Source organism: Williamsia muralis (genome assembly GCF_051487485.1).
In the GTDB taxonomy this organism is placed as follows: Bacteria; Actinomycetota; Actinomycetes; order Mycobacteriales; family Mycobacteriaceae; genus Williamsia; species Williamsia muralis_B.
This window is the reverse complement of record NZ_JAHVCV010000001.1, coordinates 577,731-598,410: the sequence shown is the minus strand read 5'-3', so window position 1 is coordinate 598,410 and position 20,680 is coordinate 577,731. Positions and strand designations below refer to the sequence as shown.

Sequence of the window (20,680 nt, the reverse complement as noted above, 5' to 3'; positions counted from 1 at the left end):
GTCCACCCGTTGCAAAGCGGATCAGAACTCAGGCCGAGGCTCGCAGTTGAATGTGCCCGATCACGGTCACCAGGACGGACAACCCCGCGGCGACAGCCAGCGCGACACCCACGGCGCTCACCGCCAGTAGCAGCGCGCCGATCAGAGCCCCGACGAAAATCGTTGCGATGGCACCAAATCGGCGGTTCCACAGAGCGGTTCGACCACCGCGAGTCCACGTCTCGGCGGCCAGCGATGTCAGGGTGGAGGTCACCACCACCGTTGTCATGTCGGCGATGGCAACCTTGCGGGCCACGCACGCCTGGATGCCCATTGCGGCGGCCGTTGCCGCGGCAACGCAGATCTGAGCCGACACAGAGTGTTCGGTGTCGGTGAGGGCGGCAGCTGTCGCCGCGGCGGCGAGAATCACCGAACCTGCGGCAAGACAACCTGTCACGGCCGTTGTCCAGCCCTTCGGTCTGCGTCGCAACACCATTCCCGCGGCGAAGGCCCCGATCACGAAGGTGCCGAGGGCGATGGCGGGTCCGAGGATGGGGAGGTCGTCGGCGCCGGCGACACCCATTCCGAGGATGACGATGTTTCCCGTCATGTTACCCACGAACACACGGTCCAGCCCCAGGTAGCCGACCGCGTCGACCACTCCCGTGACAAACGTCAGTACCAACATCAGGACCAGGCCCCGCCTTTCGACGCGATCGCGAAGTGCCGGTTCTTTCGGGGATGTCATCGGGTGCTCCAACTGGTAGGGGCGGGCGGAGTTCGGTAGCGGGCGGTGGCTCAACCGGCGGCGAAACCCATTCGCTCACTGTGGACGTCGAATGCCGGGTCGTACGACATCGTAGGTCGCCTGACAGCCGAGTCGGCGATGACACCTTGCCGTCGCCAGTGCTCCTTGCGGATCGCGATGCTGGTGCCCGGCTGGGTCTCGTAGGAGATCAGCGAGGCCACGGAGTCGATCATCCGCTGTGCACCCACGAGGTCGCCCGACTCGATACGCCTGACTGCCTGCGCCAGCGCCTCGGGACGCGAGATCCCGGCAGCAGCCCACTGGGCTCCGGCCAGGAAGTCGTCGACCACGCCGATGCCACCGTTACCGGAGACGACCACGGTGCCCACGTCTTCCCGAAGCCTGCGTATTCTCGAGAATGTCGGCGGCGCTTCGGCTTTGACCGCCATCAACGACGATCCCAGACCTGCGAGTGAACCGACGAGGTCGTCGATGTCGATGCGAACACCCGTGGCCGACGGTAGATCTTGCAGCATCACCGGCAGATTGCTGAGGCCGTGGGTATCAACAATCGAACGTCTGACGACATCGGCGTCGCGTGATCGAACGGGGATCATCACTCCTGCCAGCGACGTCCCGAACGTTGTCACAAACGCTGTCACCTCGTCCGCCGCGACCGCCGGATCCAGCGACATGACCGTAGCGATGACGGGAGCGCCTTCCGATGCGCTGATCACGACGTCGAGCACCGTCATCTTCTCGTCGAGCGAGAGCGAGGCCGGTTCGGCGATGACCCCCAGCACGATCGATCCCGTACATCCTCGTCCGAGCATCTCGCGGGTCAGCGCCCGGAGGGACTGCTCGCAGATGCGTTCGCCAGCTGGTTCGAAGGGCGTGGGTACCATTGCCCACACCGCACCGGCCGAGTCAGTAGCATTCATCTGGATCCAATCTTCGAGACGTCTGCGGAAGGAAATCGATGGCACAGAACGGCGGCGGTGAGCCTGCCGGAGCCACCTCGCCGCTGGTCCAGCAGCTCGTGGACACGATCGCGGAGCGAATCAGCCGCGGCGAGTACAACTTCGGGACCTGGATTCGCCAGGAGTCGCTTGCCAGAGAACTCGGCGTGAGCCGGATGCCGATCCGCGAAGCGCTCGGCCAACTGCAGGCCTTGGGCGTCGTCGAGATCGTCCCCAACCGCGGAGCCCGGCCCCGTCAGCCGTCGTTGCGCGAGTTGACCGAGGTCTTCGAGGTCCGGGCGTTGCTCGAGGGGCACGCCGCCCACGAGGCAGCCCGGTTGATCACCCACTCTCAACTGCAGGTTCTCTACACGGCCGTCGATGATTTCCGTGCCGTCGTGCAGGCTGCTCTCGACGGGGAGGCCACCCCGGCAGAGCTCCGCAAGCGCTGGGTCAAGGCCAACTCCACCTTTCACGACACGATCCTGGACGCGGGCGGGAACACTCAGCTCACCGCGACGGTGTCGTCGCTGCATCACCGGATCCCCCGCAATCTCACATGGACGGCTCTGGATGCCGACCCACGCTTGCTGGCCGAGAACGCCGACGCGCACGCACGCATCGTCGAGGCCATCGACCGTCGCGACGGCGACGCTGCCCGGGACCTGATGATCGAACACTCCCGCCGGGCTCGCGAACTCATCACCAGCCGATCACAAGAGACCTTCACACCCTGACCGTCACAGATCCCACCGTCCGCGCCGATCATCGCCCGACTGCATAACCCTGTGCCCCACGGGGATTGGCAGCCGACCCGAGGACCCCGGAGGACGGGTCGCGGGTGACCACACTCAGCCGGCCCAGTGCCCAATCACCGGCGCGGGTGATGTGGTGCCCACGAGCGACGAGTTCTCCGATCACTTTCTCCCCCAGCCGATCCTCGACCACTGCCCCTCCCGGCTCCCAGGTACGTGGCCAGAACGAGCCCGGCATCGACGTGGTGTGCAGTGTCGGGGCATCGATCGCCTGCTGAGGTGTGTAGCCGCCGATGAGCGTTCGCAGGAGGTAACTGAGTTGCCATTGGTCTTGCTGGTCGCCACCGGGCGTGCCCAGCGCCGCAACCGCCCATCCATCGCGCATCACCATCGTGGGGGTCAGCGTGGTCCGCGGCCTCTTCCCTGGGCGAAGGGCAGATGGGCTGGCGGGGTCGAGCCACGTCATCTGAAGTCGTGTTCCCAGAGCAAAACCCAACGACGGAATGGTCGGCGACGACTGAAGCCACCCGCCCGAGGGAGTCGCAGAGATCGCGTTGCCCCACCGGTCGATGACATCGATGTGGCAGGTGTCGCCGCGCGTCTCGCCGGTGATGGTGACGGTCGGTTCGCCGGTCGCGCCGCCCGACGCCTGGCCGGCCGCTTCCACCAGCGGGGGCACGTAGGGATCGATGCCGCACACCCCGGGCCGGAACTCGGTGGACGCATGCCACGCAATCTCTTTGCGGCGGACGGCGGCGTACTCCCGTGACAGCAACACCGCGAGCTGCGACCTGTCGAGGCCGTCGCCGTAGTACGCCTCTCGATCGGCCATGGCCAGCTTGAGCGCCTCGAGGACATTGTGTGCACCGACCGCGGTCGACGGATCGACATCCTCCTCGGGCAGTTCGTCGAGGATGGCCAGCGCCTGCAGCAACACCGGCCCCTGCCCCCAGGCATCGGACTTCAGGATGGTCGATCCACGGAAGTCGAAGGCCACCGGACGCTCCCAGCAGGCGCTGAACTCCGCCATGTCCGCGAGCGCCAGTACCCCTCGATGGTCCCGTCCGGATGAATGCCGATGCGGTTGTCGCACAAACGCATCGATCTCAGCCGCTATCGACCCCGCCCCCCACTCCGTGCGCGCGGCATCTATCCGCTCCGATCGCGAACGTCGGTCCCGGCCGGCGGCGATCAGCCGTCGAAGAGTCGCCGCATACGCCGGATTCTTGAACAATTGGTCGGCGAGTGGCACGCGACCGTCGGGCATCCACAGCGCTGCCGATGTCGGCCAGTGTTCGAAGAAGAGGTCGGCGACGGTGCCGATCACCGCGCACGCTCGTCCTGACAGGCAGTGGCCGTTGTCGGCATAGCCGATCGCATAGTCGAGGATGTCGCTCAGCTCCCAGGTGCCATGGTCGCGGAGGAGCAACAACCACGCATCCACTGCACCCGGCACCGCGGCGGCGAGTGCACCAGACGCCGGCACCATGTCCAGACCGAGTCGACGCATGTGAGCGATGGAGGCCGCGGCCGGCGCCGGGCCCTGGCCCATCAGCACCTGCGGCGCTCGGCCCACCGGGGAGACGATGCCGACCATGTCGCCACCCGGGCCGTTCAGATGCGGTTCGACAACGTGCAACACAAACGCGGCAGCCGCGGCTGCGTCGAAGGCGTTGCCACCGCGTTCCAGCACCGACTGTGCCGCACCCGACGCCAGCCAGTGCGTCGAAGCCGACATCCCGAAGGTTCCCTTGAGGTCTGGGCGGGTGAGGAACTCACTCGGGGGCGTGAAGGGCATCGTCAACCTCGCTGGCACTTGTTATTGGATCCTATCTACCCGAATAGTAGCCATACTCGGCCGTCACCGTGCTCGCTACGTAGGCAACTTCCGACATCCATCCGGCAATCGCACACCGCGAATCAAGCGCTGTAACGTCGATGAAACATCATCTACCTGCGTAGATACCCGGCTCACCTATTGACGGGCTGTTCGCGAAGTGGCAAGGTCGCCGTTGCATCCTGTTTCAATTTCTTGGATCCAACTACGAACTGCGTTCAGATCAGCAACACTGGATACAGCACTTCACCACCCGCTAGGAGCAACTCACATGGCCGACACCCCGACCCGTCCCGGCACCGCCATTCCCCCGACGCCCGGTGACACCCTCATCTTCGAAAACGATCGAGTGCGCGTGTGGTCGATGACGCTCGAACCCGGGGGGATGTTCGATTTTCATCAGCACCACCATGATCACGTCGTCATCTGGCCTGCAGCGGGCAACGCCCAGGGGCAGGAACTGGGTGACGACGAATGGGGCATCACGCAGCACGCGGAGCCCGGCTTTGTCCTCTACAAGACCGTGGGATCGGCGAAGCCGCTCAATCCTCACCGCATCCGCAATCTGGGTGACGAGACCGTCACCCACTACGTCGTAGAACTGCTCGAGACCTCGCCCAGCGGGGTCGAATTACCTTGGCAGCACAACGATCGCGGGTCGTTCACCACACCCGCCGATCGCTGAGTCCTACACCATCTGAACATCGGCGCCCAGCGGCGCCACCGCAAGACACCACCACGGGGCGGCGATGCCCGACCGCGATTCCGTGCGCCCTGATTCCCCCACAGACAGACCCCTCACCAGGAGAAGAAGAGATGGCCGTCCCCAACGACGAGCTCACGAGCCCGGTAGAAACACATCAACTCAAGAAGAACACCATCGGCGTAGCCGGCATGGTGTTCATGGTCGTCGCCGCGACCGCCCCCCTGACCGCAATGGCGTCGAACCTCTCGATCGGCCTGGCCTTCGGAGTCGGTGAAGGACTTGTCGGACTGCTTGTCCTGGTCGGCATCCTGCTCGCCATCTTCACGGCCGGTTACGTGGTGCTCAGTCGGCGGGTCATCAACGCCGGCGCCTACTACGCGTTCATCGGCTACGGTCTCGGCAAGGCGTCCGGGGCCGGTTCGGCATTCGTGGCGACGGTCGCCTACAACCTCGCTGCCGCTGGAATGATCGCAGCCACAGGCTATTTCGCCGACATCGCAGTGGGAACGATGACCGACATCGACCTGCCATGGTACGTCTACGGCGCAATCGCACTGGTGATCACCGCAGTCCTCGGACTGGTGGGTGTGGAGATCACAAAACAGGTGACCTCATTGGTCTCCATCGCCCAGTTCGGCATCATCATCTGGCTGGGCATTGCAATCCTCGTCCAGCGCCCAGAGGGTTTCTCCCTCAACGTGTTCGCCCCGGACCGGATGTTCGAAGGCAACCTCGCGCTGTCGCTGGTGTTCTGCGTGCTGTCATTTGCAGGCTTCGAGGCCACCGCAATCTACGGCGAGGAGGCTCGCGCACCTCGACGCAGCATCAAGGTCGCGACGTACTGCGCTCTGGCGCTTCTTGTTCTGGTCTTCATGGGTTCGACGTGGTCGATCGTGGCAGCATTTCCTGACGTCCAGACCGTGGCCGCCGAGGATCCGGGAAGCCTGATCTTCGCCACCGCAAGCGAATACCTCGGCGGATGGTCCGATGAGATGCTCAGCCTGCTCGTCGCTTTCAGCTTCCTGGCCGCAGCGGTTGCTTTCCACAACATGGCCGCGCGCTACATGTTCGCGCTCGGCAGGTCGCGGCTGTTGCCGGAGCGATGCGCTGACGTCCATCCCCGTTTCGGCACGCCACAGGTGTCGTGTGCCGTTCAGATCGCCATCTCCCTGATCGTTCTCGTACCGTTTGTCATCGCCAAGTCCGACCCCATCATCAATCTCTTCCCGGCGGTCTCCGGCATCACGTCACTGTCGATCATCGGCCTGATGATCGGTTGTTCCCTCAGTGTTGTCGTCGCCTCGATGCGTGGTCGGCTCGACGGAGAGACCGCATGGTCGTCGAAGATTGCACCTGCCATCTCCGGCCTGTTGCTCACCGCCATCGGGGTCATCGTCGTGATCAACTACCAGGACGTCACCGGCAGCGATTCCTGGATCGTCGCCGCCATGCCGGCGATCCCCATCATCGGCGCGATCTACGGGGCCGTCATCTACCGGCGCCGTGGCCATGGCCACGACCTGGAGGAGCACCTCACCGACTGAGATCAGCCACCGCAGAAGGGGGTGCCTCCGCTCGGAGGCACCCCCTTTGTGTGGCTTGACCAACCCGGATCACGGCTCGATCATCGGCCTTCGACCAATGCCGCCACCCTCCCGGACAACTCGTCGCCGTACTCGAACGCGGTGGCGTGCCGCGCCTTCGGGATCTCCCAGAACGCGGACCCAGGAATGTGATCGGCCAGCTCCCGACCTGCGGCGATCGGGATCACCGGGTCGTCGGCGCCGTGCACGACCAGAGTGGGCACACCGATCCGGTGAAGCTGCTGCCTAGAGTCGTGATCCTTCAATGCGTTCATCCGCCGGGCGTGCTGCTCAGCTGTCCGGTCCACCAAGGCCGCCCGGATACGGTCCACAAGCGATGGATCGGCCGCTCGTGCGTCTGGGCTGACCGCGGCGTCGAGCATGGTCTGGGCCCTCGCGGCGGCCGACATCTCCTTCGACTTCTCCGCGAATCCGGCCAGCCATGAGTACGCACCGGTGGTCGACACCAACGACAGTGTTCTGACCCGCTCCGGATGCCGGATCGCCAGCAACTGGGCGACCACGCCACCGTACGAGGTTCCGAGGACGTGCACTTTCGACCATTGCAGTGCCTCGATCACCTCGGCGGCGTCGTCTGCCATGGCGTCCATCGTGTAGTGCTCATCTGGGCTGACCTGGTCGCCGGTGTCGCGCTGATCGTAGGCGACTGCCTGCAGGCCGGCCGGGAGCCGTGTCATCAGGTCGGCGAACTGCGTCCGATCACTCTCGGCTCCATGGATCAGCAACAGTGTTGCGCCAGAACCATTTACGATGCATGGCACCGATCTGCCGTCTCGGAGCGTGACCACGATGTCTGACATGTCGATCTTCTTTCTCGATGGGAGGAAAACATCGTCGCAATCGAGTGCGAGAACACGCACACAATGCTAGATTGGATCCTATTGTAGCCGAATTGCATACGATCGGATGCGGGCTCAGATCTGAAGGAGGCGACCATGGCTGTATTGGTTTCGGGAGCGAGCGTCGCCGGTCTCTCGGTTGCATTCTGGCTCGAGAAGGCCGGTCACGACGTCACAGTGGTCGAGCGTGCACCGGCACTGCGGGTTGCCGGGTCACCGATCGACATCCGTGGCGACGCACTCGCTGTCGCTGACGCGATGGGAATCCTCGGCGACATCCGCGACAGCAGAGTTCCGACGTCCGGCCGTGAGGCCTTCACCACCTGGGTCGACGACCAGGGCCACCCGATTGCCGTGCTCCCCAACGAGTTCGCCACCGACTCGGCCGACGACGTCGAGATCGCCAGAGACAGCTTGATCGGCATCCTGCACGGCGCCATCGGCCCGAATGTCGAGTTCGTCTACGACGACTCGATCGCGGACGTGACCGACACCGGTGCTGCCGTCGACGTGGCGCTGGCATCCGGCCGCACAGGCGCCTTCGACTTCGTCATCGGTGCCGACGGTATCCATTCGACGGTCCGAGAAGCCGTGTTCGGACCCGAGACCACCTTCCGCCGGCACCTCGACACCTATACCGCTTTTGTCGACCTTCCCCTGGGTTCGGGAACCCCGGGCGAGAGCGTCACCTACAACACCCCCGGCCGCATGTTCTGCATCACCGACTTCGGCTCGCGCACAATCGGGTTCATGGCGGTTCGCACCCCCGAGGTCGACTACGACAACCGTGACCTCGGCGACCAGAAGCGGGTGCTGATCGACCTGATGAAGGGCGAGCAGGGTTGGGAGTCCCCGTTTTTGCTGCAGGCTGTCGCCGAGGCCGACAGGCTGTACTTCGATTCGGTCAGCCAGGTGCACATGCCTCGGTGGTCGAGCGGGCGGGTGGTCCTGATCGGCGATGCCGCACACGCTGCATCACTCTTTTCCGGACGAGGCACCTCACTGGCGATGATCGGTGCTCACACCCTGGTGTCGGAGATGACAAAGGCCGGCGCCGCCCACGACATCGCGTTCACCCGCTACGAGCAGTTGCTGCGCCCGCGGGTGGCCACCGCGCAAGAAGGCGTTCACGAAGCCCGCGACTTCATGGTTCCGGCCACCGAGTCCGAACTGCGGGCACGCAATCAGCGGTTCGCGATCAACGCCGCGCGCTGACCGGCTCCCGGGTGTCCCACCGGCGGTTCTGCACACGGTCGCCGGTGGACGTGTTCTGCGTCGTGAACTGGCGGCGATAGCTGGTCGGGCTGGTCGCCAGAATGGCGACGAAGTTCTGCCGGAAAGTGACGGTGCTGCCGAACCCGCACGCGTCGGCGATCTGATCCATCCCCCAGTCGGTGCTCTCGAGGAGTGCCCGGGCAGCGCCGATGCGTTGTCGCAGAACCCATCTGGCAGGACTCGATCCGGTGTCTTGGGTGAACTTCCGGATGAAACTGCGCCGGCTCATCCTGGCGTGTGCAGCCAGGCGATCCACACCGAGCGGTTCATCGAGGTGCTCGAGTGCCCAATGCTGGACTTCCGCGATGGCGCCGTTGATCCGGGGAAGCGCCTCAGGCCGATCGATGTACTGGGCCTGTCCACCCTCCCGGTGCGGAGCCACGACCAGACTTCGCGCCACGCGGGCGGCGACTGCCGCGCCGATGTGGTTGCGGATGAGGTGTAGGCACGCGTCTATTGCGGCTGCGGTGCCCGCTGAGGTCAGCACATCGCCGTGGTCGACATAGAGGACCGAATCGTCCAGCACGATGTCCGGATGCCGGAGCGAGAGTTGCGGCATCGCCTCCCAATGGGTCACGGCGCTGCGCCCGTGCAGGATCCCGGTATCGGCAACGGCGAAAGCACCGAGACACAACCCGACGATGATGGCGCCCGCATCATGGGTACGAATCAGACTCTGTTTCAGGGAATCACCGATCACCGGCGCGTCAACGGGCCAGGACGGCACAACGATGATGTCGGCCCCGTCGGCGAGTTCCGGTCCGCCGACCGGATCGACCGTGTATCCCTCGAGCGTTCTGATACTCCCCGGCGAATCGGACCACAGAAACGTCTCCCATGCAGCGTCGATGCCCAGCCGAGCCACTTCGCCGAACACCATCTGAGGAGTGGCCAGATGAAACGACGTGATTCCGTCGAAGACGTAGATGCCGATGCGCATCAGATTGGCACGATCTCATCGAAAGAGTGCATATGGGCCACTGTCGCAGTGTACGTCCGTTCCGAAGAATGGCGAATACAAGCACGCACCTGACCAGAAGGAGTCATCCATGTCGTCCCCTCGACGCGCACTCATCGTCATCGACGTCCAGCAGGAATACTTCGACGGCCCGCTGGAGATCCAGTACCCACCTCGTGAGGACTCGCTGGCCAACGTCGTACGGGCCATCGAAGTCGCCACAACGCAGTCGATTCCCGTCGTGGTCGTTCAGCATCTCCTTCCGGCAGGTGCACCCGTGTTCGCCTCCGGCTCGCCGAGCAGTGAATTGCACCCCGCGGTCGCCGAACTGGTCCAACCCGAGTGGAAGCGTGTCGAGAAGGTGTACGGGAGCGTCTTCGCCGGCACCGATGCAGCAGAGTGGTTGCGCGACAACGGTATCGACACCATCTCCATCGTCGGTTTCATGACCAACAACTGCGACATCGCAACCGCCGCCCACGCCGAGTCGCTCGGGTTCACAACCGAGGTGCTCTCCGACGCCACCGGAGCCATAGCGTTGTCGAACGAGGCCGGCAGGGTATCTGCCCAGCAGCTACACGAGACGATCATGGTTCTGCTGAACTCCAACTTCGCGGCCGTGGCGACAACCGAGCAGTGGGCTGCGGCAGTCGACAAGGGCGAACCGCTTGCGGCGAGCAACCTGGTGGCCTCCGCACTCGACGGGAGAGGTGCCACCGTCTAGCGAAGATGGGTGGGGCTCAGCCGTGACTGTGCAACGGCAGCCCCGCCAACGCCATGTGCGCCTCACCCAGCGCTTCGGACTGGGTAGGGTGCGCATGGACCAGCGCGGCGACGTCATCCGGGTAGGCGCCCCACCCCACGGTCAGTTGTGCCTCGCCGATCAGTTCGCCGACGCGTTCACCCACCATGTGGATGCCGACCACCGGTCCCGAATCCTTCTGCGCACGAATCACTTTGATTCCGCCACCGGTTCCGAGTATCTGACTCTTCCCGTTTCCGGCCAGATCGTAGACCACCGTTGACACCTCACCGTACTTCTCACGCGCCTGCGCCTCGGTGAGCCCGACAGATGCGACTTCCGGATTGCAGTACGCGACTCGCGGAATGGAGGAGTCCTCGACGAGAACCCGATCGCGTCCGGCGATCACCTCGGCCACGTGGATGCCATGCGCAAAACCGCGATGGGCGAGTTGTGGCCCCGCGACGATGTCGCCCACCGCGTATACCCCGTCCTGAGATGTACCCAGCGCACCGTCCACGCGCACGAATCCCCGCTCGTCGAGCTCGATGCCGCCTTCTGCAAAGCCATTTCCAGACGTCCGCGGACCACGACCCACCGATACGAGCACAACGTCCGCCTCGAGAAGGTCGCCGCCTGCCAGTGCCACGGTCACCCCGTCGGTCTGTTGCGTGACAGCCTCGCACCGCGCATCCGTCCTGACGGTCACGCCGCGCTTCTTGAGAGCCCTGGTGAGTTGTTTGGACGACCACTCGTCCTCGGTGGCGATCAATCGTGGCAGCGCTTCGACGATGGTGACCTGGGCACCCAAAGATGTCCAGACGCTTGCGAACTCGACGCCGATCACCCCGCCGCCGAGAACCACCACCCGCTCGGGAAGCGTGGGCAGTTCAAGGGCGTCATCACTCGTCAGGACGCGACCACCGCGGTCGACACCCGGCAGCGTCCGGGCTGCCGAACCCGTCGCGAGCACCAGTGATCGTCCGGTGAACGTGGTTCCCCCGACTTCGACGCTGCGTCCCCCGACATAGCGGCCGGTGCCGTTCACGATGTCGACCCGGTGGGCTTTCACCAGTCCTTGCAGGCCTCGGTACAAGCGGTCGACCACCGAGTTCTTGTACGCATGGATTCCCGCCACGTCGACCTTGGTGAGCTCGGCGCCGATCCCGACCTTGGATGCGTGGGCAACCGTGTCGGCGACCTCGGCTGCGTGGAGCAACGCCTTGGTGGGGATACAGCCGCGATGCAAGCAGGTCCCTCCCACCTTGTCTTCCTCGATGAGGGTGACGGTCTTGCCGAGTTGGGCGGCGCGGAAGGCCGCAGCGTACCCACCCGACCCGCCTCCCAAGATCAGGACGTCAGGGATGTCGGCCATGGCTTTTCCTCCGGGTGCGCTCAGCTCAGCGCGATCAGGGTGACGGGATCGGACAGGATGTCGGCAATGGTTGCGAGAAAACGAGATCCCTGCTCGCCGTCGACCAGCCGGTGGTCGAACGAGAGACTGAGCGTGGTCACCGATCTCAGGGCGATCTCGCCTCGGTGTTCCCACGGCTGTCGGCGAATTGCGCCGAAGCACAGGATGGCCGCCTCGCCGGGGTTGAGGATCGGCGTTCCCGAATCCACCCCGAATACACCGACATTGGTGATCGTGATGGTGCCCGCGGACAGGTCTTGTGGTCCGGTGCGCCCTTCCTTCGCCGTTGTCGTCAATGTGGTGAGCGCTTCGGCGAGGTCACGCAGGCTCAACGTGTGGGCGTTCTTGATGTTGGGCACCATGAGGCCGCGTGGGGTGGCCGCTGCGATTCCCAGGTTGACGTAGCGCTTGGTGACGATCTCCTGGTTCGCCTCGTCCCACGCAGAGTTGAGGGACGGATTGGACCGCAGTGCCACGAGCAGCGCCTTGGCCACCAACGCCAGCGGCGTGATGCGTACCGACCGGAAGTGCTTGGACTCCCTGAGTTGTGCGAGCAGGTCGACGGCCGGGGTGACGTCCACGGTGATGAACTCGGTGACATGCGGTGCGGTGAAGGCGCTGCGGACCATGGCGTCGGCGGTGTGTTTGCGGACCCCTTTGATCGGGGTGCGTTCTTCGTCGAGCACCGCCGCTCCGGGTCGGGCGGAGCCACCCGAAGCTGCGGCGGGCTCGGGATCGGCAGCCGACCGAGCCAGGTACTGCTCGAGGTCGTCGCGGGTGACCTGCCCCCGACCGCCGGTGGCGGGCACGTCGGCCAGATCGACACCGTTCTGCTTGGCTGCGAACCGGACCGGCGGCGCGGCCAGCGGGCGCTCCTGTTCTGTCACAACAGGATCTACCGCCGATACGGTGGCGTTCGTCCGCCGTCGACGCCGTCCCGTGCTCTCCTCGGCGACGCCGTACCCGACAAGAACCGGGGTGCGTTCCTTGCTCGCGGGCCGTGACTCCGACAGGACAGAGTTTGATGGGCCCGGGTCCTGCGGGGCAGTCGGCGTGTGGTCCTGAGTGGAGGCGCCCTCGACGGCGATGTCGATGAACGGCCGGCCCACCTCGATGGTGGCGCCCTCGTCTGCGTACAGCGCCACAACAGTTCCCGCGTAGGGAGAGGGCAGTTCGACCGAGGCCTTGGCCGTCTCCACCTCGGCGATGTTCTGATTGAGTTCGACGGTGTCGCCGACCGCGACGAGCCAGGTGAGCAGTTCGGCCTCGGTGAGCCCCTCGCCGAGGTCGGGGAGCAAGAAGGTCTGGGTTGTCGACATGAGCTGGCTCCTACGATGCGAACGTGCGGTCGACGGCGTCGAGAATGCGGTCGACGTCGGGAAGGAAATGTTCTTCGAGTTTGGCCGGCGGGTACGGCAGGGTGAACCCGCCCACGCGGGCGATCGGGGCCTCGAGATGGAAGAAGCAGCGCTCGCCGATGCGCGCCGCGAGTTCCGCGCCGATACCCAGGAACACCGGGGCCTCATGGGTGATCACCAGGCGGCCGGTGCGGCGAACCGAGTCCGCAACGGTGTCGACGTCGAGCGGGGAGATCGAGCGTAGATCGATCACCTCGATCGAACGGCCCTCTCCTGCTGCGATCTTCGCCGCCTGCATCGCGGTGGTGACGAGGGGACCGTAGGCGACCAGGGTGACATCCGAGCCGGGCGTGACGACGCGGGCCTTGTGCAGCGGGTAGGCATCCCCGGCCTCGGCGAGCGGCCCCTTCTCCCAATAACGGCGTTTGGGTTCGAAGTACAGCACCGGGTCGTCGGACTCGATTGCCTGCTGGATCATCTGGTGGGCGTCCGCGGAGGTACCGCAGGTGACCACACGCAGACCAGCGGTCGCGGCGAAGTAGCCCTCAGGCGACTCCGAGTGGTGTTCGATCGCACCGATCCCGCCGCCGTAGGGAACCCGGATCGTGATGGGCATCTTCACGTTGCCGCCGGTGCGGTAGTGCAACTTTGCGACCTGCGAGACGATCTGGTCGAACGCCGGATAGATGAATCCGTCGAACTGGATCTCACACACGGGCCGGTAGCCGCGCATCGCCAGACCCACTGCCGTGCCGATGATCCCGGATTCGGCCAAGGGCGTGTCGATGACCCGCTGCGGTCCGAAGTCCTTCTGCAGACCATCGGTCACCCGGAAGACACCTCCGAGCTTGCCGATGTCCTCGCCGAGGAGCACCACCTTCGGATCCTTCTCCATCGCTTTGCGCAGGCCGGAGTTGATGGCCTTGCCGATCGGCATGACCGAGGGGGTGATGGCCGGGGCGCTCATCGGGCGTCTCCTTCGAATCCTTCGAGGTACGAGGCGAACTCGCGTCGTTCCTCATCGATCAGGGGGTGTTGTTCGGCATAGACCTCGTCGAACATCGACAGCGGCGTCGGTTCCACGGTCTCGAGGCAGCCACGTCGCAGTTCGGCTGCGGTTGTGTCCGATTGGTACCGGATCCGTTCGAGGACTTCGTCGGTGAGGACGCCTGCCGCGTCTAGCAGCGCTCGAACCCGGTCGAGAGGGTCCTTGGCGCGCCATTCGTCGTCCAGCGCCGCGGGTCGATATCGCGTCGGGTCGTCGGACGTGGTGTGCGGTCCCATCCGATAGGTCACCGCCTCGATCAGTGTCGGGCCACTGCCTTCTCGGGCCCGCGCCAACGCCGCGCGGGTGACCGCGATGACGGCGAGTACGTCGTTGCCGTCCACCCGCACACTCGGAACCCCGAAACCCCGGCCACGTTCGGCGATGGTCACACGCGACTGCAACGAGACCGGCTCGGAGATCGCCCACTGGTTGTTCTGGCAGAAGAAGACAACGGGCGCATGGAAACTCGCGGCGAAACCGAAGGCTTCGGAGATGTCGCCCTGGCTGGTGGCCCCGTCACCGAAGTAGGTGATCGCGGCGCCGTCCACGCCGTCGAACTGCATACCGAGTGCGTATCCCGTGGCGTGCAACGCCTGTGCGCCCACGATGATCGCCGGCGTGGTCATCCGGTACTCATAAGGGTTCCAGCCCGAATGGGTGGATCCTCGCCAGAACCGGAGCATGTGCGCCGGATCCACGTCACGGCAGTAGGCGACCGCGTGCTCGCGGTAACTGGCGAAGACGAAGTCCTGGGGATCGAGCGCCCGCGCCGAGCCGACCTGCGCGGCCTCCTGCCCGAGCAGGGGCGCCCACAGACCGAGCTCGCCCTGGCGCTGCAGAGCGGTTGCTTCGGCGTCGATGCGCCGCACCACCACCAGGTCCTCGTAGAGACGCAGCAACGTGTCCACGTCGATGTCGGAGACGAGGTCGGAGTACTCGGGGTGCTCGAGTCGCTCGCCCGTCGGGCTGATCAGTTGGACCAGATCGTCGTTGTCGATCACCGGGGCCTCCACTCGCGATGGTTGACGTGGACATTCGCCCACGGTTCATTCGGTGCACGTCAGGCAACCAGTGAGCGCCACACTGCACAAGAGCTGCGGACTAACTTGCGCATTTTGACCAACATCGCAGCGATGAGACGTGCGACACTGTGCGACATGACGAAGTTCGACCGCTCCGACGCCCGCCTTCTGCTCGCCCTCTGCGAGACCCCGCGCGCCACCGGGGTGCAGCTGGCGGCCGCCCTCCAGATGGCCAGGAACACCGTCCAATCCCGGTTGGCCCGATGGGAAGAGCGACGTGTTCTGGCGCCGATGGACCGACTCATCTCCACCAGAGACCTCGGATACACGCTGCGCGCCTACATCAGCGCGGTCGTCGACCAACACCGACTCGAACCGATCATCGCCCTCTTCGGCGACATCCCGGAGGTGATCGAGGTGATCGGGATCTCCGGGGACGCAGACCTTCTCATCGCGGTCGCTGCGCTGGACGCCGACGACCTCTACCGCGTGGCCGGGCTGATCCTGGCGGTACCCGGTGTCGAACGGACCACCATGTCGGTGGCCATGCGCGATGCGATCCCTTACCGGACCCGCCCCCTACTGGAGCGGCTCGCATACGGTCGGTGAGGCCAGACCACGTGGTCGCAGAGGCCGCAATTTGAGCAACGTGACAGCCGGCACACGCGCCAGAATGTGCACATTGCGCAAATATCTAGTTCACTGTTGACCACTTCGCCGCTCCGGGACAACATTCGTGCAGCTGGATGCACACTCAACCCTCGACCACCTACCCGGAGGTTTCCATGTCCGTCACCGCCACCCCTCTGTCCGCAGAGTCGGCCACAAGCCACGTGTTCGGTCGATCAGACTTCCCCATCGACGAGCCCGCGCACGAGCAGGTGGTGTTCTGTCAGGACAGCGCAAGCGGTCTCCAAGCCATCATCGCCCTGCACTCCACCTCGCTGGGACCCGCCCTCGGCGGCACCCGGTTTCATCCCTACGTTGACGAAAGTGCTGCGCTCACAGATGTTTTGCGGCTATCGCGCGGGATGACCTACAAGGCCGCAGCAGCCGGACTCGACCTCGGCGGAGGCAAGGCCGTCATCCTCGGTGATCCGCGGGCCATCAAGACACCGGAATTGTTGCGCGCCTACGGCCGATTCGTCGAAAGACTCGACGGTCTGTATGTCACGGCCGGCGATGTGGGCACCAACAGCGACGATCTCGACATCATCGGCGAATCGACCGCACACGTCGTCGGCCGCAACACGGATGCCGGCGGATCGGGTGACAGCGGGCCCAACACCGCCCTCGGGGTGTTCCAGGCCATGCGCGCAGCGGCAGTGCAGGTTTGGGGGGAACGTGAACTCGTCGGACGCACGGTGGGCGTGGAGGGTGCGGGAAAGGTGGGCTTCGAACTGGTGTCGCTCCTGACCGATGCCGGCGCCGAGGTGCTGGTCTCCGACGTCTATCAGCCCTCACTAGACCGCCTGCTGGATGCTTTCCCCCGCACGAAGGTGTCGGCCGACGTCCGCGCCGAGCGCCTCGACGTCTATGCCCCGTGTGCGCTCGGTGGCACGTTGGACACAGCCACCAGTGAGACGCTGAACACATCAATCGTCTGCGGCGCCGCCAACAACCAGTTGCTCACCCCTGAGGCCGAGAGGACACTCGTCAACCGCGGAATCGTGTGGGTACCGGACTATGTGGCCAACTCCGGTGGGCTCATCCAGGTCGAGGGCGAGCTCCGCGGGCGCACCCGCGAAGAGGTACGCAACCGCGTCGAATCCGTCTTCGACACAATGACATTCATTCTCCAGACCGCGGCCCGCGAGAACATCGCGGCCGGTGTCGCCGCCGACCGGATCGCGCGTCGCCGGCTCGACGATGCAGCGTGAGGCACCGGCAGCGCGCACCCACCGATCGCACACATAGAGCCCTGAAGTTGTTGTCAGCCAAGGTAAACCTTCCCTGAGACAAGTTCGGCAATGCCACCCTTAGTAAGGATGAGCTTGGATGACAACGGCTTTCACCTGGCCCTAACCTGGTCGTCATGAGCACAATCCGAACCCGCTTCCATGAGCTCCTGCACGACCAGATTCGTCAAGAATTCTCTGCGTCACAGCAGTACATCGCCATTGCGACCTACTACGACAACGAAGACCTGCCGCAGTTGGCCAAGCACTTCTACGCCCAGGCCGTCGAAGAGCGCAACCACGCGATGATGATCGTGCAGTACTTCCTCGACCGCGACATGGTGGTGCACACCCCGGGCATCGATCAGCCGGAGAACTCGTTCGCCGACTACCGCGCCCCGATCAAGGTGGCACTCTCGCAAGAGCAGCGTGTCACCGACCAGATCGTCGAACTGGCCAAGACGGCCCGCGACGAAGGTGACTACCTGGGCGAGCAGTTCATGCAGTGGTTCCTCAAGGAGCAGATCGAAGAGGTCGCGGTGATGCGCACCCTGCAGACCGTCGCCGATCGGTGCGAAGGCAATCTCTTCGACCTCGAGAACTTCGTCGCCCGAGAGGTCGGCACCGCGGCCAAGACGGATGCCACTGCACCCGGTGTCGCCGGCGGCAGCCTGTAGAAACCGCTCGACAGCACGTCAACACGCACAAAGGGCGCGGCCGGATCTCTCCGGCCGCGCCCTTTGTTGTCGTGTTGTTTCGGGCGAACTGCCCGTCACCTCAGCGCAGGGTGACCTGGCGGGCCCGGATACCGTCGCGTGAGCGCCGCTCGTCGCTGGTCAGCTCGGCGTCCGAGGCCAGCGCCTCGTTGAGCCGGTTGTTGAACATCTCCACGCCCGCAGTCCACTCGGTGGGGTGCAACTCGCGGTCCAGGTCGAACACCGGAACCAGCAGCCCGTGTGTACGGAATGAGCCCGCGAAGCGTGATCCCTCGCCGAGTGTCAGGCCACCCGATGCATGCACGCGCGCCAGCGCCGCCATCACGTCGTCTTCGGGTTCGGGTCGAATCCACCGCAGGTGTGCACGCTCACCGGCGTCGACCCACCACGGCGCTCCGACGAAGTCCCCGGCCAACCGGGCCGTCGGCATGATGGCCGCGTTGGCCTGCTCGATCATCGCGGTGATCTGGGGGGCGGGGCTGTCCTGACCCTCGATCCACCAGTTGAAGTCGTTGTGCACGGTGATGTCGAGCGCAGCGGTGGGATCGAGCACGTCCTCGAGTGCGCCGGCCTCGGCGGTGTCGACCTCCGAAAGACTTTCTCCCGCAGCACTTTCGGTTGCCCACCGAATCGCGGCAGCCAATGCGGCGCCGGGCTCTTCGTGCTCGGGCTGGGTCTGTAGCGCAACCAGACCCACAGCTGCGCCGGACTCCTCACGCACCAGTGCCGGTCCGGCACCGGGCAGAACCGTCACCAGTCGCACGGGGTTGGTGCCCGGGGTGGTCAGCGGCAACTCGGCGGTGGCCGAGGCGACAAACGCCCTCAAGGCCACCAGGTCACATTCGGCGGCGATCCCGGCGAACGGCCGGAAGAGCGGCGCCGCTGCCTGTGCCTGCCGTTCCTTGCGTGCCGCCACCCGTTCGGCGCGATTGCTTCCGGGTCGGGGTCCGCTGCCACGTTTACTCTTCTTAGCCACGTGAGAAGAACTTACGCAGCGAGCCAGCCCCGCACCCGGTCGGGGTAGTTGGTGGCGATCCAGCCGACGCCGAGATCGGCACAGAATGTCGCATCCCGCCGCTCGTCGACCGTCCAGCAGTAGGTGGCCCGACCAGCGGCAGCAGCGCGATCCACCGCATCGGGGTGCTCCCGAAGGCTGAAGATCGACGGTCCGATGGCCGTGGCGCCGACGGCGGTGGCGGCGCTGCCCCCGAGAAACCGGGCGGTGTCGCCGAGTAGCACGGTGGGCAGCATCGGCGCGTTGCGTCGGATGCGCCACACACCGGCGGTGGAGAACGAGATCACCACGGCGCGGCTGTGATCCGCCGACGCCGGCGTCGCGACGCCGAACCGCTGCAGCTCCGCGAGGAGTAACTGTTCCACCAGACCACCGAAGCGCACCGGGTGTTTGGTCTCGATGAACAGGCGGACCGGGCGTTTCCAGTCCAGCGTCAGCTCCATCAGTTCGCGGAGCGTGAGGACCTTCGAGGTGAGACCGGACGTGTGCCAACTCGCGAAGTCGAACTCCCGGAGCTGAGCGAGGGTGAGTTCACTGACCGCACCGCTGCCGTCGGAAGTGCGGTCGATGGTGCGGTCGTGGACACACACCAGTTCGTGATCCGCGGTGAGCCGGACGTCGCACTCGAGTCCGTCGGCGCCCTGCTCGAGGGCGAGCTCGTACGCCATCAGTGTGTGTTCGGGTTTGTGACCCGATGCCCCCCGGTGAGCCACCACCGCAGGCGTTTCCGTGCGCAGCACCCGATGGGTGTCGGTCATACCGCGACCAGCCATCGGGTGGGGGTCGCCGTCTCGGCCTCCCGGTCGAGCAGCCGCGTGATCGTCCACCACACCGCAACCGCGAACCCGGCGCTGGCCAGGTCGGACACGATGACAAGGAGCACCGCATTCGACTGCCACAGCAGGGACTCGGCGAATATTCGCAGCACGATGCACCCGACCACCAGCAAGTTCACCAGCACCCAGCCGGCCCACAACCACCACAATCGCTTGCGGATGTGGTCGCGCGGCAGGTCGTCGCGGAGTTCGAGTACCTCGCGCATGAAGGCCACAGGACGGAAGACGTTGATCAACGGGACCCAGCACCCGATGAAGATCTCCCGGCGGGTTCGCGGGTCGTATTGACCGTGCTCGCCGTATGACCTCCGGCGCTCCTCGATCAACCATCCGGCGGCGCCGGCCAGGCACGCGAGCATCATCGCCACCGACGCCAGACCGGTGATCCACACCGCGGCCTCGGCCGCGACCTGCATACCGCGGCTGACCGGTTCTTCCAGGTTGACCACGAGCAATGCGTAGATCCACGCCTCGGCGGCGGCCGCCGCGACGAGTACGCCCGCTGTGATCAGCAACAGCTGCGGAAGCCTTGTTGTCGCCTGTTCGATCAGGTTCTGCTCACGCGTCTCGGGTTCGGTTGCCGGGCTGTCCTGCAGCCCCCACTGCGGGACGCTTCGGTAGCGAGGCGTGGGTGTTTCGTGCCGCTCGATCCGGGCCCGCGGACGCGGCCGGGCCTCCGGCGGACGCAGCGCCACCCAGCGCACCATCCGCCGTGCTGTCGGCGACATCTGACGCGGCGCACCGCCGGACACCGATTGATGACGCTGACTGCGCGGCGGTACGTACATGTTGTTCGGCCGCGGCTGTGGGCCGGGCGGAGGGGGTGCGGGAACATTTCCCGGGGCAGGCACAGGCCGATGCTGTGGCGGCGGACGGAACACCACGGCGCGGCCGTAGGCGTCGAGCGGGGTCAGCGGACCCGAACATCGTGGGCAGCGTGGCCGACGGGGATCGTGCGGTCCAGCGATCCG

At 65.3% G+C, this 20,680-nt stretch carries 20 protein-coding genes; 8 read left to right on the top strand and 12 right to left on the bottom strand.

All coding sequences use genetic code 11. The features are described 5' to 3' along the window. Positions 1 to 28: 28 nt before the first annotated feature. Positions 29 to 727, bottom strand: coding sequence for a YoaK family protein (locus KXR83_RS02965; RefSeq protein WP_437423515.1), 699 nt, complete (start codon positions 725 to 727; stop codon positions 29 to 31). Positions 728 to 777: 50 nt separating this feature from the next. After that, positions 778 to 1,668 (bottom strand): dihydrodipicolinate synthase family protein, encoded by an 891-nt coding sequence (locus tag KXR83_RS02960; RefSeq protein ID WP_437423514.1) that lies wholly within the window; start codon positions 1,666 to 1,668, stop codon positions 778 to 780. 38 nt (positions 1,669 to 1,706) lie between these two features. Between KXR83_RS02960 and KXR83_RS02955 the strand changes: the two genes are divergently transcribed. Next, positions 1,707 to 2,423: a GntR family transcriptional regulator gene (locus KXR83_RS02955; RefSeq protein ID WP_437423513.1), complete on the top strand. Its 717-nt coding sequence runs from the start codon at positions 1,707 to 1,709 to the stop codon at positions 2,421 to 2,423. A 28-nt stretch (positions 2,424 to 2,451) separates the two neighbouring features. Here KXR83_RS02955 and KXR83_RS02950 read toward each other — a convergent pair whose 3' ends face one another. Then, a complete protein-coding gene (locus KXR83_RS02950) occupies positions 2,452 to 4,239 on the bottom strand; it encodes a gamma-glutamyltransferase family protein (RefSeq protein ID WP_437423512.1) in 1,788 nt (595 codons plus the stop codon). A gap of 310 nt (positions 4,240 to 4,549) precedes the next feature. Between KXR83_RS02950 and KXR83_RS02945 the strand changes: the two genes are divergently transcribed. Together KXR83_RS02945 and KXR83_RS02940 are read left to right on the top strand one after the other, a co-directional pair. Next, positions 4,550 to 4,963: a hypothetical protein gene (locus KXR83_RS02945; protein ID WP_437423511.1), complete on the top strand. Its 414-nt coding sequence runs from the start codon at positions 4,550 to 4,552 to the stop codon at positions 4,961 to 4,963. Between the two features lie 131 nt (positions 4,964 to 5,094). Next, positions 5,095 to 6,528 (top strand): APC family permease, encoded by a 1,434-nt coding sequence (locus tag KXR83_RS02940; RefSeq protein WP_317712710.1) that lies wholly within the window; start codon positions 5,095 to 5,097, stop codon positions 6,526 to 6,528. Between the two features lie 80 nt (positions 6,529 to 6,608). Here the strand turns inward: KXR83_RS02940 and KXR83_RS02935 are convergent, their stop codons facing one another. Beyond that, the gene (locus tag KXR83_RS02935) at positions 6,609 to 7,388 is read right to left on the bottom strand and encodes an alpha/beta fold hydrolase (protein ID WP_437423510.1); all 780 of its coding nucleotides are present in this window, start codon (positions 7,386 to 7,388) and stop codon (positions 6,609 to 6,611) included. Between the two features lie 135 nt (positions 7,389 to 7,523). On the opposite strand from KXR83_RS02935, the gene KXR83_RS02930 reads away from it, so the two are divergent. After that, complete coding sequence (locus KXR83_RS02930; RefSeq protein WP_437423509.1) at positions 7,524 to 8,642, top strand: FAD-dependent monooxygenase; 1,119 nt, start codon at positions 7,524 to 7,526, stop codon at positions 8,640 to 8,642. Here KXR83_RS02930 and KXR83_RS02925 read toward each other — a convergent pair. Beyond that, positions 8,626 to 9,642, bottom strand: coding sequence for a GlxA family transcriptional regulator (locus KXR83_RS02925; protein WP_437423508.1), 1,017 nt, complete (start codon positions 9,640 to 9,642; stop codon positions 8,626 to 8,628). The two genes, KXR83_RS02930 and KXR83_RS02925, sit on opposite strands and share 17 nt — an antisense overlap. 109 nt (positions 9,643 to 9,751) lie before the next feature. Here KXR83_RS02925 and KXR83_RS02920 point away from each other — a divergent pair, with 109 nt between their 5' ends. Continuing rightward, positions 9,752 to 10,384 (top strand): cysteine hydrolase family protein, encoded by a 633-nt coding sequence (locus KXR83_RS02920; RefSeq protein ID WP_437423507.1) that lies wholly within the window; start codon positions 9,752 to 9,754, stop codon positions 10,382 to 10,384. Positions 10,385 to 10,400: 16 nt separating this feature from the next. On the opposite strand, the gene lpdA is transcribed toward KXR83_RS02920, so the two are convergent. Genes lpdA through pdhA form a run of 4 tightly spaced genes read right to left on the bottom strand, consistent with a single transcriptional unit; the run spans position 10,401 to position 15,223 of the window. Then, entirely contained in the window at positions 10,401 to 11,777 is a 1,377-nt protein-coding gene (gene lpdA / locus KXR83_RS02915) for a dihydrolipoyl dehydrogenase (RefSeq protein WP_437423506.1), read from the bottom strand. Between the two features lie 20 nt (positions 11,778 to 11,797). Further along, entirely contained in the window at positions 11,798 to 13,135 is a 1,338-nt protein-coding gene (locus KXR83_RS02910; protein WP_437423505.1) for a dihydrolipoamide acetyltransferase family protein, read from the bottom strand. A 10-nt stretch (positions 13,136 to 13,145) separates the two neighbouring features. Next, positions 13,146 to 14,141: an alpha-ketoacid dehydrogenase subunit beta gene (locus tag KXR83_RS02905; RefSeq protein ID WP_437423504.1), complete on the bottom strand. Its 996-nt coding sequence runs from the start codon at positions 14,139 to 14,141 to the stop codon at positions 13,146 to 13,148. Continuing rightward, positions 14,138 to 15,223, bottom strand: coding sequence for a pyruvate dehydrogenase (acetyl-transferring) E1 component subunit alpha (gene pdhA, locus KXR83_RS02900; RefSeq protein ID WP_437423503.1), 1,086 nt, complete (start codon positions 15,221 to 15,223; stop codon positions 14,138 to 14,140). Before pdhA ends, KXR83_RS02905 begins: the two co-directional genes overlap by 4 nt. A gap of 156 nt (positions 15,224 to 15,379) precedes the next feature. Here pdhA and KXR83_RS02895 point away from each other — a divergent pair, with 156 nt between their 5' ends. The 3 genes from KXR83_RS02895 (at position 15,380) to KXR83_RS02885 (ending at position 17,819) form a co-directional block, all read left to right on the top strand. Then, positions 15,380 to 15,853, top strand: coding sequence for an Lrp/AsnC family transcriptional regulator (locus tag KXR83_RS02895; RefSeq protein ID WP_437423502.1), 474 nt, complete (start codon positions 15,380 to 15,382; stop codon positions 15,851 to 15,853). A gap of 176 nt (positions 15,854 to 16,029) precedes the next feature. Then, positions 16,030 to 17,124, top strand: coding sequence for a Glu/Leu/Phe/Val family dehydrogenase (locus KXR83_RS02890; RefSeq protein ID WP_437423501.1), 1,095 nt, complete (start codon positions 16,030 to 16,032; stop codon positions 17,122 to 17,124). 155 nt (positions 17,125 to 17,279) lie between these two features. Then, complete coding sequence (locus KXR83_RS02885) at positions 17,280 to 17,819, top strand: ferritin (RefSeq protein ID WP_062794691.1); 540 nt, start codon at positions 17,280 to 17,282, stop codon at positions 17,817 to 17,819. 100 nt (positions 17,820 to 17,919) lie between these two features. Here KXR83_RS02885 and KXR83_RS02880 read toward each other — a convergent pair whose 3' ends face one another. The 3 genes from KXR83_RS02880 to KXR83_RS02870 are packed head-to-tail and all read right to left on the bottom strand — an operon-like array spanning position 17,920 to position 20,560. Further along, positions 17,920 to 18,834 (bottom strand): DUF5926 family protein, encoded by a 915-nt coding sequence (locus KXR83_RS02880; RefSeq protein ID WP_437423500.1) that lies wholly within the window; start codon positions 18,832 to 18,834, stop codon positions 17,920 to 17,922. 11 nt (positions 18,835 to 18,845) lie between these two features. After that, positions 18,846 to 19,631, bottom strand: a complete 786-nt coding sequence (locus KXR83_RS02875) for a glycerophosphodiester phosphodiesterase (protein WP_437423499.1) — start codon at positions 19,629 to 19,631, stop codon at positions 18,846 to 18,848. Then, the gene (locus KXR83_RS02870) at positions 19,628 to 20,560 is read right to left on the bottom strand and encodes a DUF4328 domain-containing protein (RefSeq protein WP_437423498.1); all 933 of its coding nucleotides are present in this window, start codon (positions 20,558 to 20,560) and stop codon (positions 19,628 to 19,630) included. The genes KXR83_RS02875 and KXR83_RS02870 overlap by 4 nt, the downstream gene beginning before the upstream one ends. Between the last annotated feature and the right edge of the window lie 120 nt (positions 20,561 to 20,680).